A 15,258-nucleotide genomic window follows, 5' to 3' on the forward strand; every position below is an offset into this window, starting at 1 on the left:
ACGGAACGAGCCTCGATCCCGTCATCATCGTCGCGGGCCTTCTCGATGCGGTCCGTCTCACACCGACAGCCACCGCCGCACCTGCGCCTCGACCATCCCTGAGCGCGGCCCGGCCTCGACCACCTGGCCGCGATCCATCACCGCGTAGGTGTCGCACAGGTCGCGGGCCCACTCGAAATACTGCTCGACCAGCACGATCGCCATGTCGCCCTTGCCCCGCAGGTAATCGATCGCCCGGCCGATATCCTTGATGATCGAGGGCTGGATGCCCTCCGTCGGCTCGTCGAGGACGAGGACGCGAGGGCGCGTCACCAGGGCGCGGCCGATGGCGAGCTGCTGCTGCTGGCCGCCCGAGAGGTCGCCGCCGCGCCGGCCCAGCATGTCCTTGAGGACCGGGAAGAGGTCGTAGATCTCGCCCGGCACGTGGCGGTCGGCGCGCTTGCAGGGGGCAAAGCCCGTTTCCAGGTTCTCCTTGACGGTGAGGAGCGGGAAGATCTCGCGCCCCTGCGGCACGAAGGCGATGCCCTGGCGGGCACGGTCGTAGGGGGCGAGCCGGCTGATGTCGCGGCCGTCGAGCTTGACCGCGCCCTTCGACACCGGCTGCTGGCCGACGATGGCGCGCATCAGCGAGGTCTTGCCGACGCCGTTGCGGCCGAGCACCGCCGTCACCTTGCCTGCTTCGGCCTGGAGCGAGACGCCGCGCAGGGCCTGCGCCGCGCCGTAATGGAGGTCGATGGTCTCGACGGAGAGCATGTCTGACAAAGTCCTCAGCGGCCGAGATAGACCTCGACCACCCGCGGGTCGGCCGAGACGGAATCGATCGAGCCTTCGGCCAGCACCGCGCCCTCGTGCAGGCAGGTGACGCGGCACTGGAGCGCGCGCACGAAGTGCATGTCGTGCTCGACGACGATGACCGCGTGGTCGCGGGCGATGCGGCGGAGCAGCGTCGCGGTCGCCTCGGTCTCGGCATCGGTCATGCCGGCGACCGGCTCGTCGACGAGGAGGAGCTTGGGGTCCTGCGCCAGCAGCATGCCGATCTCGAGCCACTGCTTCTGGCCGTGCGAGAGGTCGGCCGCCGGCCGCGCCCGGTGGGCGATGAGCCCGACGGTCTCCAGGATCGCGTCGATCTGCGACCGCTCGACCCGGTTGCGCCAGCCGAACAGCGAGGCGGTGGCGGCGCGGGGACCTTTCAGCGCCAGGAGGATGTTGTCGGCGACCGACTGGCTCTCGAACACCGTCGGCTTCTGGAACTTGCGGCCGATGCCGAGCTCGGCGATCGCCGCCTCGTCCATCCGGGTCAGGTCGTGCACGCCGTCATAGATCACTTGGCCGGTATCGGGCCGGGTCTTGCCGGTGATGCAATCCATCATCGTGGTCTTGCCGGCACCGTTCGGACCGATGATCGCCCGCATCTCGCCGGGCATCAGGGTCAGGGACAGGCCGCGCAGGGCCCGGTAGCCGTCGAACGTGACCTTGATGTCGTCGACGTAGAGCAGGGCCTGGGTGAGGCGCTTCTCGTGGACCGGGTCGGAGGGGGGAAGGGCGACCGCCGCGCTCATGATCCGCGGCCCTCCTCGGCGAGCGTTGGGGGGATGTCGGTGCGCACCTTGGACCGCCGCGCGCCGAGGCGCTCGGCCAGGGTACCGAGGATGCCCTTGGGCAGGTACAGGGTGACGACGACGAACAGGGCGCCGAGCGCGAACAGCCAGGCATCCGGCATGGCGCCGGTGAGCAGCGTCTTGGCGTAGTTGACCAGGACCGCGCCGAGCGCCGCGCCGACCAGCGTGCCGCGGCCACCGACCGCGACCCAGATCACCGCCTCGATCGAGTTGGCGGGGGCGAACTCGGACGGGTTGATGATGCCGACCTGCGGCACGTAGAGGGCGCCGGCCACGCCCGCCATCATCGCCGAGACGGTGAAGGCCAGGACCTTGAAGTGCGCCGTGCGATAGCCGAGGAAGCGGGTGCGGGACTCGGCGTCGCGGATCGCGATCAGCACCTTGCCGAAGGCCGAGGTCGTCATGAAGCGGGCGACGAGGTAGGCCAAGGCCAGCGCCACGGCGGTCAGGACGAACAGGACGACGCGGGTGCCCTGCGCCTGCACGTTGAAGCCCAAAATGTCCTTGAAGTCGGTGAGCCCGTTGTTGCCGCCGAGACCCATGTCGTTGCGGAAGAAGGCGAGCATCAGCGCGAAGGTCATCGCCTGGGTGATGATCGACAGGTAGACGCCGGTCACCCGCGAGCGGAAGGCGAGCCAGCCGAACACGAAGGCGAGGATTCCCGGCACCAGCAGCACCATCACGGCGGCGAAGGGAAACCAATCGAAGCCGTGCCAGTACCAGGGCAGGTCCTTGTAGTTCAGGAACACCATGAAGTCGGGCAGGACCGGGTTGCCGTAGACGCCGCGCGGCCCGATCTGGCGCATCAGGTACATGCCCATCGCGTAGCCGCCGAGCGCGAAGAACGCGCCGTGGCCGAGCGAGAGGATGCCGCAATAGCCCCAGACGAGGTCGAGGCTGAGCGCCAGGATCGCGTAGGCGAGATACTTTCCCATCAGCGAGACGGCGTAGGTCGGGACGTGGAGGGCGGAGCCCGGCGCGGTGAGGAGGTTGAGGGCCGGCACCACGGTGCAGGCGGCGGCCAGAACGCCGAGGAAGACCCAGCCGGCCTTGTCGATGCGGGAGAGCAGCATGGTCAGGCCTCCACCGCCCGGCCCTTGAGCGCGAACAGGCCGCGCGGCCGCTTCTGGATGAACAGGATGATGAACACGAGGAGCAGGATCTTTCCGAGCACCGCGCCCGCATAGGGCTCGAGGAACTTGTTGGCGACGCCGAGGGTGAGGGCCGCCACCAGCGTGCCCCACAGGTTGCCGACGCCGCCGAAGACCACGACCAGGAACGAATCGATGATGTAGCCCTGGCCGAGATTCGGCGAGACGTTGTCGATCTGCGACAAAGCCACCCCGGCGACGCCGGCGATGCCCGACCCGAGGCCGAACGTGAAGGCGTCGATCCAGGGCGTGCGGATGCCCATGGCGGCGGCCATGCGGCGGTTCTGGGTGACGGCGCGGGTCTTCAGGCCGAACGAGGTGGCCTTCAGGATCAGGTTGAGGGCGACGAAGACGGCGAGCGCGAAGACCACGATCCACAGCCGGCCCCAGGTGATCGAGAGGCCGTAGAGGTCGAAGGCACCCGACATGTAGGACGGCGCGCCGACCTCCCGGTTGGTCGGCCCGAAGGCCGAGCGCACCGCCTGCTGGAGGATCAGGCTGATGCCCCAGGTGGCCAGCAGCGTCTCGAGCGGCCGGCCGTAGAGGTGGCGGATGACGCTGCGCTCGATCAGGACCCCGACGGCGCCGGCGGCCAGGAAGGCGAGCGGGATCGCGATCGGCAGCGACCAGTCGAACAGGCCGGGAGCCTTCTGGCGGATCAGCTCCTGCACCAGGTAGGTGGTGTAGGCGCCGAGCATCACCATCTCGCCGTGGGCCATGTTGATGATGCCCATCACCCCGAAGGTGATGGCGAGCCCGATGGCCGCGAGCAGCAGCACCGAGCCGAGCGACACGCCGTACCAGGCGTTCTGCACGTTCGCCATCAGCGCCTGGCGGGTCTCGATCGCCGAGACGCCGCGGGCGGCGGCATCGCGCACGCTCTGGGCGGGATCGGTCGCGAGGCCGCGCAGGATGCCGAGCGCTTCCGAGTCGCCCCGGGCCTGGATGGTATCGACGGCCGAGAGCCGGTCGATCTCGGGCGCACCGGGCTTCACGAGGAGCGCGGCGGCGCGGGCCTCCTGCATGCTGCGCTTCACGCTGGCGTCAGATTCGCGGGCGAGCGCCGCATCGAGGGCCGGCAGCGCGGCGGCGTCGCGGGCCTTGAACACCGCATCGGCGGCGGTGCGGCGGGTGGCGGCGTCGGGGGCGAGCAGGTTCAGGGTGCCGAGCGCGGCGTCGATCATGCGCCGGAGCCGGTTGTTGACCCGCACGGGCTTGAGGCCATCAGGACTCAACGCCGCGCCGGTGCGGGCATCGGTGGCCGTCGCACCGTCCTTGATGGCGAGCGCCTTGTCGTCCGGGCGGTAGAGCAGGCGGCCGTCGGTCAGCGCGCGCAAGACCGCCCCGGCCTTGGGATCGCCGCTGGTGGCGAGGCCTGAAATGCCGGCCTCGATGTCGGAATAGCTGTCGCTGGCGAGCCGGCCATAGGCGGCGTCGGAGCCGGTCTGCGCGGCGGCGGCGAAGGCCCAGGCGGCGCACCAGGCGGCGAGGAGAAGGACGAGGCAGCGGCGCATTCAGGATTGTCCGGGGGCCAGGATTGTCCGGGGGCAAGGTGCCGACATTCCCCTCTCCCGTGTGGGAGAGGGGTTAGGGGTGAGGGTGCTACGATTCCGCAGAAGGCGCCGAGCGTTGAGCTGGCAGCGCGACAGTCAAAGCTTTACACTGAAGCGTGTCACCCTCACGCGGGATCTTCGATCCTCCGGCCCCTCTCCCACACGGGAGAGGGGAGGCTGTGCGAGACGATTACGCGCCGCCGCACTTCTTCGTCTTGGTGTTGTAGTTGCCGCACTTGAGCTGCACCCAGTCGGCCTCGAGGTCCTTCGAGCCGTCGAGCTGCTTCGACCACGCCTCGCCGGGGATCAGCTCCTTGGTCTTCCACACCACGTCGAACTGGCCGGTCGCCTCGATCTCACCGATGAAGACGGGCTTCGTGATGTGGTGGTTCGGCAGCATCTTGGCGGTGCCGCCGGTGAGGTTCGCCTGCTCGATGCCCGGCAGCGCGTCGATCACCTTGTCGGGGTTGGTGCTGCCGGCCTTCTCGACCGCCTTCACCCACATGTTGAAGCCGATGTAGCTCGCCTCCATCGGGTCGTTGGTGACGGCCTTGGGATTCTTCTTGAACGCCTGCCAGCGCTTGATGAACGCCTCGTTCTCCGGCGTCTTGATCGACTCGAAGTAGTTCCAGGCGGCGAGGTGGCCGACGAGCGGCTTGGCGTCGATGCCGGCCAGCTCCTCCTCGCCGACCGAGAAGGCCATCACCGGGATGTCGGTGGCCTTGATGCCCTGGTTGCCGAGTTCCTTGTAGAACGGCACGTTGGCATCGCCGTTGACGGTCGAGACCACCGCGGTCTTCTTGCCGGCGGAGCCGAACGCCTTGATCTTCGACACCTCCGTCTGCCAGTCCGAGAAACCGAACGGGGTGTAGTTGATCATGATGTCCTCGTCCTTCACCCCCTTGGACTTGAGGTAGGCTTCGAGGATCTTGTTGGTGGTGCGCGGGTAGACGTAGTCCGTGCCCTCCAGCACCCAGCGCTTCACGCTGCCGCCATCCTCCGACATCAGGTAGTCGACGGCCGGGATCGCCTGCTGGTTCGGCGCAGCGCCGGTGTAGAACACGTTGCGCTCGCTCTCCTCGCCCTCGTACTGGACGGGGTAGAACAGGATGTTGTTGAGCTCCTTGAACACCGGCAGCACGGACTTGCGCGACACGCTGGTCCAGCAGCCGAACACCGCCGCGACCTTGTCCTTGGCGATCAGCTCGCGCGCCTTCTCGGCGAAGAGCGGCCAGTTCGAGGCCGGATCGACCACCACCGCCTCGAGCTTCTTGCCGAGCACGCCGCCCTTCTTGTTCTGCTCGTCGATGAGCATCAGCATGACGTCTTTGAGCGTCGTCTCGGAGATCGCCATCGTGCCCGAGAGCGAGTGCAGGATGCCGACCTTGATGGTCTCCTGCGCCGAGGCGGCCGTGGTCGCCAGCGTGCCGAGCGCCAACCCGCCCGCGACCGCGGCGCGCGAGAGCCAACCCTTCCACGTCATGTTCATCGTCTCCCTGGGCCGATGCGGCCGGGACCCGTTCCGCAAGGGCCGTGCCAAGCAGGATCTCGAAAAGGTTCCCGCGGGCTCGGGCTCAAATTCTGGGCATGCGCCGGATTTCGGAGCCGTCTGCTCATTTTTCGCCGGTACACATGCCCGTCGAGGCGCCATTCTGCCTAGACCGGCAGCAAGGCTACGCTTGCGCCGGCCGTGCCCTAGGTTTCTCGCGGGACCCAAGTCGTCGAGGCGCGAGGAGAACCGGGGTGATCGAGGACCTCTGGTACAAGAACGCGGTGATCTACTGCCTCTCGGTCGGCTCCTTCATGGATGCCAACGGCGACGGCATCGGCGATTTCGAGGGGCTGGAGCGGCGCCTCGACTATCTGCTCGGGCTCGGGGTGACGGCGATCTGGCTGCACCCGTTCCAGCCCTCGCCGAACCGCGACCACGGCTACGACATCGCCGATTACTACAGCGTCGATCCCCGCTACGGCACGCTCGGCGACTTCGTCGCCTTCACGCACGCCGCGAAGCAAAGAGGCATGCGGGTGCTGATCGACCTCGTGGTCAACCACACCTCCGACCAGCATCCGTGGTTCAAGGAGGCCCGCGCGAACCCCGAGGCCCGCACCCGCGACTGGTACGTCTGGTCGAAGACGAAGCCGGCCAACGCCCACGAGGGCATGGTCTTCCCGGGGGTGCAGAAGAGCACCTGGACCTACGACAAGGACGCCAAGGCCTGGTACTTCCACCGCTTCTACGACTTCCAGCCCGACCTCAACACCGCCAATCCCCACGTCCAGGCCGAGATCCTGAAGATCATGGGGTTCTGGATCCAGCTCGGCGTCTCGGGCTTCCGGATGGACGCGGTGCCGTTCGTGATCGCCGAGAAGGGGCCGGAGGTCTCGGGCGAGCCGCGCGAGCAGTTCGAGCTCCTGCGGCTGTTCCGCGAGTTCCTGCAATGGCGCCAGGGCGACGCCATCATCCTGGCGGAGGCCAACATCCTGCCGCGCCAGGACCTCGACTATTTCGGCGACGACGCCGACCGCATGCACATGATGTTCAACTTCCAGGTCAACCAGGCCCTGTTCTACGCGCTCGCCTCGGCCGATTCGCGCCCGCTGGTGAAGGCGCTGGAGAAGACCTGGAACCGGCCGCCCTCCGGCCAGTGGGCGATCTTCCTGCGCAACCACGACGAGCTCGACCTCGGGCGGCTCACCGAGAAGCAGCGCCAGGCCGTGTTCCAGGCCTTCGGCCCCGAGCCCGACATGCAGCTCTACGGCCGCGGCATCCGCCGGCGCCTCGCGCCGATGCTCGGCGGCGACCGGCGCCGGATCGAGCTCGCCTACAGCCTGATGTTCACCCTGCCGGGCACCCCGGTGCTGCGCTACGGCGACGAGATCGGCATGGGCGACGACCTCTCGCTGCCCGAGCGCGACTGCGCCCGCACGCCGATGCAGTGGTCGCACGAGCCGCAGGGCGGCTTCACGCTCAGCGACGAGCCGGAATCGCCGCCGATCCACGAGGGGCCGTACGCCTACAGCCATGTCAACGCGGCGGCGCAGCGCTGCGCGCCGGAATCGCTCCTCAACTGGATGGAGCGCATCATCCGCATGCGCAAGGAGGTGCCGGAGATCGGCTGGGGCGAGTTCACGGTTCTCGAGACCGGCCATCCGGGCGTCCTCGCCATCCGGTACGACTGGCGCAACAACTCGGTCCTGTGCCTGCACAATCTCGTGGCCGAGCCGCGCGAGGTCTCCTTCGCCACCGGCCTCGACGGCGACGGCCGCAACCTGATCGACCTCCTCACCGGCCAGCGCAGCCTCGCCGACGACGACGGCCGGCACCGCGTGCTGATGGAAGGCTACGGGTACCGGTGGTACCGGGTCGGGGGATTGGACTACCTGCTGCGGCGAAGCGAGATCTGAGGATCCGCTTCGGCGACTGTGCTCCTCCCATCCACGACGTCATCCTGAGGTCGTGGATGGGAAAACTATCGAAGAGCGGCCGACGGGAGCGCGGCACCTTGCCCGCATGCGGCGGAAGCAGGGAGACAGGCTCGCGACCGCCGCCCTCCCCCTCAGGCCCCCATCTCCGCCGGCACGCCCCCCTTCCCCGCCTCCTCCGACGAGAACTCCCCCTCCGGCCAGTCCGACCAGACGACGTCGCGGTAGATCGGCAGGCAGACGCCGATCCGCTTGTATTCCGCGATGCGGTTGCGGACCGTGCGGACCGAGACGCCGAGCATCTTGGCGGCGTGGGTGCGGTTGCCGCGGCAACGGATGAGCGTCTCGATGACGAGCTTGCGCTCGGCCTCGGCGAGGGTGGTCGCTGGCGCCATGCTGCGTTCCTCCTGGTGACGAGGGACCCCGGGCTTTGCTTGTTGTTGTGACCGGGTAAAAGCTGCGCAATCAGGGTTAACAAGTCGTTAACGGCAGGATCGATCGAAATCGGCGACGCCCTATGCTTGCATCGAGGGACGCGGACCGACAAGCAATACAATGATCGTCGCACGATCAGCGGGAGTTGTCGGCGAGAGGAGGGGCGGTCCGCCTCGGCATTCGGCCGCCGAGGAGCGCGACCGTGGAATCTCGACCGGCTCATGGCCCATGACGAGAGGGGTCGAACCCCGATGTTACGGCCGGGCTCGCCCGGCGAAACCGCACGGCCGGCGGGCGGCGGCCCCCCTTCGGCGCGGCGGGACGAGGGCATCGCGCCGCTCATCCCCGCCTCACCTCGGTCCCCCCGGCGACAGGTCTTGCTCCCGGACGCGCGCGATAAAAATCCGCGCGGGCGCTCAGGCGTCCGCCGGCACCAGCCCCGGATCGATCGTGCGCGGGCTCGCGAGCCAGTGCGGCACCGGCAGGTCGCGGGCGCGCAGGAAGCCGGGGTCGAACAGCTTCGAGGCGTAGCGGGTGCCGTAGTCGCACAGGATCGTCACGACGGTGTGGCCGGGGCCGAGGTGGCGGGCGAGGCGGATCGCCCCCGCGACGTTGATGCCCGACGAGCCGCCGAGGCACAGGCCCTCCTCCTCCAGCAGGCCGAAGACCAGCGGCAGCGCCTCCGCATCGGGAATGCCGAAGGACACGTCCGGCCGGAACCCCTCGAGGTTGCCGGTGATGCGACCCTGGCCGATGCCCTCGGTGATCGAGGTGCCGGACGCCTTGAGCTCGCCGGTGGCGTAGTACGGGTGGAGCGCCGAGCCGTCGGGATCGGCGAGCCCGATCGTCACGCCCGGGTTGCGGGCGCGCAAGGCCGCCGCGGTGCCGGCGAGCGTGCCGCCGGTGCCGGCGGCGCAGACGAAGCCGTCGACCTTGCCCCCGGTCGCCTCCCAGATCTCCGGACCCGTCGTGGCGATGTGGGCCTCGCGGTTCGCCGTGTTGTCGAACTGGTCGGCGAAGAAGGCACCGCCGGGCTCGGTTTCGGCGAGCCGCGCGGCCAGGCGGCCTGCCACCTTCACGTAGTTGTTCGGGTTGGAGAACGGCACCGCCGGCACCTCGACGAGGTCGGCCCCGGCGAGCCGCAGCGCCTGCTTCTTCTCCGCCGACTGGGTGTCGGGGATCACGATCACGGTGCGGTAGCCCCGCGCCGCGCCGACCAGCGCGAGCCCGATTCCGGTATTGCCCGCCGTGCCCTCGACGATGGTGCCGCCCGGCCGCAAGGTGCCGGCGCGCTCGGCGGCCTCGACCATGAACAGGGCGGCGCGGTCCTTCACCGACTGGCCCGGATTCAGGAACTCGGCCTTGCCCAGGATGGTGCAGCCGGTCTCCTCCGAGGCGCGCTTGAGGCGGATCAACGGCGTGCCGCCGATCGCGGCGAGGATGTCGGGGCGGATCATCGCGGGGCCATCCGGGCTCGAGCGGGCGCGAAGGGCCCGCGGGTGGCGGTGATGCCGCGAAACCGGAGGGGCGGCAAGGCTCGGCTGCCTGGAACGGCTCCAGGGCGCGTTGACGGCCGCCCCCGGAAATGTCAGCCTTACTGCCATATTCGCGTGGTCCCGAGAGGCCGGAGGAACCGGTCCCCACCGCGCCAGGAGGAGGAACACGCGATGGGCTCGCCCGCGACCACCCCGTCCCTTCGGTCGGTCAGCCTCGACGACAAGTACGATCTCTCCCGCGATCAGGTCTTCGTCACCGGCACTCAAGCCGTGATCCGGATGCTGCTGATGCAGCACGCCCGCGACCGGGCGGCGGGGCTCAACACCGCGGGCTTCGTCTCGGGCTATCGCGGCTCGCCGATCGGCGGCCTCGACCAGAACCTGGTGCGGGCCAAGAAGGTGCTCGACAAGGCCGGAATCGTCTTCCAGCCCGGCCTCAACGAGGAGCTGGCCGCCACCGCGATCTGGGGCTCGCAGCAGGCCGAGATGCGGGGCGAGGGCCGCTACGACGGCGTGTTCGGCCTCTGGTACGGCAAGGGCCCGGGCGTCGACCGCTCCGGCGACGTGTTTCGCCACGCCAACATGGCCGGCACCTCGCGCCATGGCGGCGTGCTGGCGCTGATGGGCGACGACCACACGGCGGAATCCTCCACCGTCGCCCACCAGTCGGAATTCCATTTCGTCGACGTGATGAGCCCGATCCTGAACCCGGCCGGCGTGCAGGAGATCCTGGATTACGGCCTCTACGGCTACGCGATGAGCCGCTATTGCGGCACCTGGGTCGCCTTCAAGTGCATCAAGGAGAACATCGAATCGACCGCGAGCGTGGACGCGCGCCTCGACCGGGTGAAGATCGTTCTCCCCGACGACTTCCTGATGCCGCCGGGCGGGCTCAACATCCGCACCCCGGACGGCATCCTGGAGCAGGAGGCCCGCCTCCAGGACTTCAAGCGCGACGCCATGCTGGCCTTCGTGCGCGCCAACAACCTCAACCGGATCGTTCTTTCAGGGGGACGCCAGCCGAAGATCGGGGTCATCACCGTCGGCAAGTCCTACCTCGACGTGCGCCAGGCGATGGACGACCTCGGCCTCGACGAGGTCAAGGCCAACGACATGGGGTTGCGGCTCTACAAGGTCGCCTGCCCGTGGCCGCTGTCGCGGCGGGAACTGGCGGCGTTCGCGGACGGCCTCGACCTCGTGATGGTGGTCGAGGAGAAGCGATCCCTGATCGAGGTGCAGCTGCGCGAGGAGCTGTACGGCTCCAGCCACCAGCCCGTCTGCATCGGCAAGCGCGACGAGGAGGGCCACTGGCTCTTCCCCGTGAAGGGCGCGCTCGATCCCAACGACATCGCGGTGGCGTTGGGCGAGCGCCTGCTGCGCTACCACCGCAACGACGACCTCGCGGGCCGCGTCGCCCGCCTCAAGGGCGCGCAGGAGCGGCTGGCCGCGACCGCCGACATCGCCGCGCGGATCCCGCATTTCTGCGCCGGCTGCCCGCACAATTCCTCGACCAAGGTGCCGGAGGGGATGCGGGCCTATGCGGGCATCGGCTGCCACTACATGGCGCAGTGGATGGACCGCGAGACCGACGGCTTCACCCAGATGGGCGGCGAGGGCGCGAACTGGATCGGCGAGAACAGCTTCTCGAAGCGCGGCCACGTGTTCCAGAACCTCGGCGACGGCACCTACAACCATTCGGGGTCGCTGGCTTTGCGCTGGGCCGTCGATACCGGCACGACGATCACCTACAAGATCCTGTTCAACGACGCGGTGGCGATGACCGGTGGCCAGCCGCACGAGGGCGGGCTCACCGTCGACCGCATCGCCGCGCAGGTGCGGGCAGAAGGCGTCGAGCGCATCGCCCTCGTCACCGACGAGCCGCACAAGTACCCCGCGACGGTGAGTTGGCCGCACGGGCTCACCATCCACCACCGCGACGAGCTGGACGCGGTGCAGCGGGAGCTGGCCACCGTGCCGGGCGTCTCGGTGATGATCTACGACCAGACCTGCGCCTCCGAGAAGCGCCGCCGGCGCAAGCGCAACGCCTATCCCGACCCCGACAAGCGCGTCATCATCAACGAGCTCGTCTGCGAGGGCTGCGGCGATTGCTCGGTGCAGTCGAACTGCGTCGCGGTGCAGCCGGTCGAGACCGAGTTCGGCCGCAAGCGCCGCATCGACCAGTCGGGCTGCAACAAGGACTTTTCCTGCGTGAAGGGGTTCTGCCCGTCCTTCGTGACGGTGCACGGCGCCAAGCCGCGGACGAAGCCGGTCGGCACCTCGGCGACGGCGACCGACGCGGCGCCGGATGCGGGCCTGCCCGAGCCCGCGATCCCGGAGATCGCCGGCACCTACAACCTGATCGTCACCGGCGTCGGCGGCACCGGCGTGGTGACGATCGGGGCGATCCTCGGCATGGCGGCCCATCTCGAGGGCAAGGGCCTCGGGATGATCGACATGGCCGGCCTCGCCCAGAAGGGCGGCGCGGTGTTCAGCCACGTGCGCCTCGCCAGGAGCCAGGAGGACATCCACGCCATCCGGGTGGGTGCCGGCGCGGCCGACCTCGTGCTCGGCTGCGACCTCGTGGTCAGCGGCAACCGCAAGGTGCTGTCGGCGATCGCGAAGGGCCGCACCCACCTCGTCGTCAACACCGCCGAGGTGATGCCGGGCGAGTTCACCCGTCGGCCCGACTTCTCCCTGCCGGCCGAGCGGATCAAGCGGGCGATCCGCGAGGCAGCCGGGCCTGAGAGCGCCGACTTCACCGACGCGACGAGCCTCGCCGTCTCGGTGCTCGGCAATGCGCTCGCCGCCAACATGTTCATGCTGGGCTACGCCTGGCAGCGCGGGCGGGTGCCGCTGTCGCGCGCCGCGCTCGTGAAGGCAATCGAGCTCAACCGCGAGGCGGTGGCGATGAACCTCGCGGCCTTCGCCTGGGGACGGCGCGCGGCGGCCTCGCCTGAGACGATGCGGGCGGTCGAGGCACCGGCCCCGGACCTGGCGCCGGACCTCGACGGGGTGATCGCCAAGCGCGTCGCCTTCCTCACCGCCTACCAGGACGCTCCTTACGCCGAGCGCTACGCGAGGGCGATCACGGCCCTCCGGGCTCGGGAGGCGGCCGTGGTGCCCGGCCAGTCGGCGCTCGCCGAGGCCGCCGCCCGCTCGCTGTTCCGGCTGATGGCCTACAAGGACGAGTACGAGGTCGCGCGGCTCTACACCGACGGCAGCTTCCAGGCGCAAGTCGAGCGCACCTTCGAGGGCGAGGCCTTGCGCTACGAGTTCCACCTCGCGCCGCCGCTGCTCGCCCGCCGCGACCCTGCCACCGGCCGACCGCGCAAGATGACCTTCGGGCCGTGGATGCTGAAGGCCTTCGGGGTGCTGGCCCGGATGAAGGCCTTGCGCGGCACCGCTCTCGACCCGTTCGGCTACACGCAGGAGCGGCGCGAGGAGCGGCGGCTGGTGCAGGATTTCGAGGCCCTGCTGGCCGAGATCGCCCGCGACCTCACGCCGGCCAACCACGCCACGGCGGTGGGCTTGGCCGGCCTGCCCCAGCGCATCCGCGGCTACGGGCCGGTGAAGGCGCGGAACCTGGAGGCGGTGCGGGCCGAGGAGGCGGCGCTGCTGGCGCGGTTCCGCAGCAAGGAGGCCGCGCTCGCGACGGCGGCGGAGTAGGCCGCCTTCCTCCTCTCCCCGCGGGCGGGGAGAAGGCCGTGTCGCCGTTCAGGCGGCACGGCAAGCGAAGGCGCAGCCGGAGCGAGGGTGAGGGGGCGGTGCCGGATGAGGCTCGTCCGGAAATACCCCCTCACCCTCGCGGCGAACCTGCGGTTCACCACTCCCTTCACCCCCGCCGAGGGGGGTGAAGGCCTCTCCCCGCCCGGCGGGGAGAGGAGAAATCAGTGCCCCTTCCGACTCGTGTTTGTCCCTTCCCGCCGCTTCTGCCACTCCTGGCGCGCATCACTCCCACCCGGAGCCCCGGCATGAAGGACTTCCCCGCCGCCTATCAGGTCAGCGAGGGCTCGGCCCTGTCGGTCGACCGGCCGTTCTACGAGCGGATCGCCGCCGAGACTGGCGGGCGCACCCTCGTCGATGCCTTCACCATCCCGATCCGCACCGGGAGGGCCTGGAGCGTCCCGGCGGGCCACGTCTTCCGGATCGTCGCGCCGGAGGGGCCGCAGGTCGGCGACCTCAACATCTGGAACCGGCACGACCCGCGCGAGCGGCTCTGGGCGGCGCGGACCCGCCAGCTTCAGGGCGCCCACGTCACGACCTTCGACCGGCTGTGGTCGACCCTGCCGTTCCTGCGCCCGCTGGTCACGATCACGGCCGACACGCTCGCCCATTACGGCACCGACGAGTATGGCGGCCGGGTCCACGACCTGCTCGGCACCCGCTGCGACCCCTACGTCAACAAGCTCTTGACCGGCCAGGACTTCCACTTCCACTGCCACTCGAACCTGGTCCGCGCGGTGATGCCGTTCGGCCTGACGGAGTTCGACGTGCACGACGTGCTCAACGTGTTCCAGGTCACCGGGCTCAACCACGACGACCTGTACTTCATGCGCGACTGCCCGGCTCAAGCCGGCGACTACCTGGAGTTCTTCGCTGAGATCGACCTGCTCTGCGCCCTCTCGACCTGCCCGGGCGGCGACCTCTCGGTGCCGCTCTGGGGGCCGGACGCCCGCGACCCGATCGAGGTCTGCCGGCCGCTCGCCGTCGAGGTCTACCGGCTGGCGCCGGAACTGACGGAAGGCTGGCAGAGCCCGGATGTGGCGCCCTATCGCGGCCAGCACGGGCTCCACGCCGAGACGGGCTGGTGGGACAAGGCCTAGCGCAGCGGCAAAGCCAAGCAGACCGCCACCAGGATCACTGCGTAGGCGATCACGCGAAACGCCCGGTCGGAGGCAAGGGTAAAGCCGTGCGATCCGATCCAGAGCCCGAACCCGTAGGGCAGCAGCAGCGGCACGGCTTCCGCGAAGCGGGGGCCGGTGAGCACCCCGGTCGCCGTGAACACCACGCCCGACACCAGGGTCGAGAGGCCGAAATAGGCCATCAGGTTGTCGCGCACCTGCTTGGCGGACGCTCGCTGGCTGGCGAGCCAGAACACCGCGAGCGGCATGCCGCCGAGCGCGGCGAATCCGCTCGCCAGCCCCGAGGCGCCGCCGGTGGCGAGCGACAGCGGCAGCGAGGGATCGGCCTTGTAGCGCCAGCCCGAGACCAGGGCGGAGAGCGCCGACAGGATCGCCCCCGCGGTGATCCAGCGGGTCAGCGTCGGATCGAGGTGGGTGAGGAGCTGGACGCCGACCGGCAAGAGCAGGGTGGAGCCGATGAGCAGCGGCACCACCTCCCGCCAGACCGCCCGCGGGGCGGAGCGCGCGCCGAACCAGAGCGAGAACGGGGCGTCGACGACCCAGATCAGTCCAACCGCCGCCGCTGGCCCGACGGCGGCGGCGGCCACCGGCACGAACACCATCGCGAAGCCGAAGCCGGTGAAGCCGCGCACCAGCCCGCCGACCAGGGCGGCGAGGAACAGGGTGGCGGACCGGGCGTCGAGGGGCAGGAGGGTGGCGAGGTCGACTGACATAGG

At 69.6% G+C, this 15,258-nt stretch carries 11 protein-coding genes; 3 read left to right on the top strand and 8 right to left on the bottom strand.

Annotation, left to right across the window (positions count from 1 at the left end; genetic code table 11):
• Positions 1-57 precede the first annotated feature (57 nt).
• From urtE to urtA, 5 genes are all read right to left on the bottom strand, one after another.
• A complete protein-coding gene (urtE, locus tag DK419_RS19575) occupies positions 58-753 on the bottom strand; it encodes an urea ABC transporter ATP-binding subunit UrtE (protein ID WP_109960566.1) in 696 nt (231 codons plus the stop codon).
• A gap of 14 nt (positions 754-767) precedes the next feature.
• On the bottom strand, positions 768-1,559 hold the full coding sequence (gene urtD / locus DK419_RS19580; RefSeq protein ID WP_109960567.1) for an urea ABC transporter ATP-binding protein UrtD: 792 nt from the start codon (positions 1,557-1,559) through the stop codon (positions 768-770).
• Positions 1,556-2,692 (bottom strand): urea ABC transporter permease subunit UrtC, encoded by a 1,137-nt coding sequence (gene urtC, locus DK419_RS19585; protein ID WP_109960568.1) that lies wholly within the window; start codon positions 2,690-2,692, stop codon positions 1,556-1,558. Before urtC ends, urtD begins: the two co-directional genes overlap by 4 nt.
• 2 nt (positions 2,693-2,694) lie before the next feature.
• Positions 2,695-4,284, bottom strand: a complete 1,590-nt coding sequence (urtB, locus tag DK419_RS19590) for an urea ABC transporter permease subunit UrtB (protein ID WP_109960569.1) — start codon at positions 4,282-4,284, stop codon at positions 2,695-2,697.
• A 229-nt stretch (positions 4,285-4,513) separates the two neighbouring features.
• The gene (urtA, locus tag DK419_RS19595) at positions 4,514-5,806 is read right to left on the bottom strand and encodes an urea ABC transporter substrate-binding protein (protein WP_109962388.1); all 1,293 of its coding nucleotides are present in this window, start codon (positions 5,804-5,806) and stop codon (positions 4,514-4,516) included.
• Positions 5,807-6,066: 260 nt separating this feature from the next.
• On the opposite strand from urtA, the gene DK419_RS19600 reads away from it, so the two are divergent.
• Positions 6,067-7,731 (top strand): alpha-amylase family protein, encoded by a 1,665-nt coding sequence (locus DK419_RS19600; RefSeq protein WP_109960570.1) that lies wholly within the window; start codon positions 6,067-6,069, stop codon positions 7,729-7,731.
• Positions 7,732-7,883: 152 nt separating this feature from the next.
• Here the strand turns inward: DK419_RS19600 and DK419_RS19605 are convergent, their stop codons facing one another.
• Together DK419_RS19605 and DK419_RS19610 are read right to left on the bottom strand one after the other, a co-directional pair.
• Entirely contained in the window at positions 7,884-8,144 is a 261-nt protein-coding gene (locus DK419_RS19605; protein ID WP_109960571.1) for a helix-turn-helix domain-containing protein, read from the bottom strand.
• A gap of 456 nt (positions 8,145-8,600) precedes the next feature.
• The gene (locus DK419_RS19610) at positions 8,601-9,641 is read right to left on the bottom strand and encodes a cysteine synthase A (RefSeq protein WP_109960572.1); all 1,041 of its coding nucleotides are present in this window, start codon (positions 9,639-9,641) and stop codon (positions 8,601-8,603) included.
• Positions 9,642-9,851: 210 nt separating this feature from the next.
• On the opposite strand from DK419_RS19610, the gene DK419_RS19615 reads away from it, so the two are divergent.
• Entirely contained in the window at positions 9,852-13,346 is a 3,495-nt protein-coding gene (locus tag DK419_RS19615; protein WP_109960573.1) for an indolepyruvate ferredoxin oxidoreductase family protein, read from the top strand.
• Between the two features lie 305 nt (positions 13,347-13,651).
• A complete protein-coding gene (locus DK419_RS19620) occupies positions 13,652-14,503 on the top strand; it encodes an urea carboxylase-associated family protein (RefSeq protein WP_109960574.1) in 852 nt (283 codons plus the stop codon).
• Here the strand turns inward: DK419_RS19620 and DK419_RS19625 are convergent.
• Entirely contained in the window at positions 14,500-15,255 is a 756-nt protein-coding gene (locus DK419_RS19625) for a sulfite exporter TauE/SafE family protein (protein ID WP_109960575.1), read from the bottom strand. The two genes, DK419_RS19620 and DK419_RS19625, sit on opposite strands and share 4 nt — an antisense overlap.
• Positions 15,256-15,258: the final 3 nt, after the last annotated feature.

This window comes from Methylobacterium terrae (assembly GCF_003173755.1).
In the GTDB taxonomy this organism is placed as follows: domain Bacteria; phylum Pseudomonadota; class Alphaproteobacteria; order Rhizobiales; family Beijerinckiaceae; genus Methylobacterium; species Methylobacterium terrae.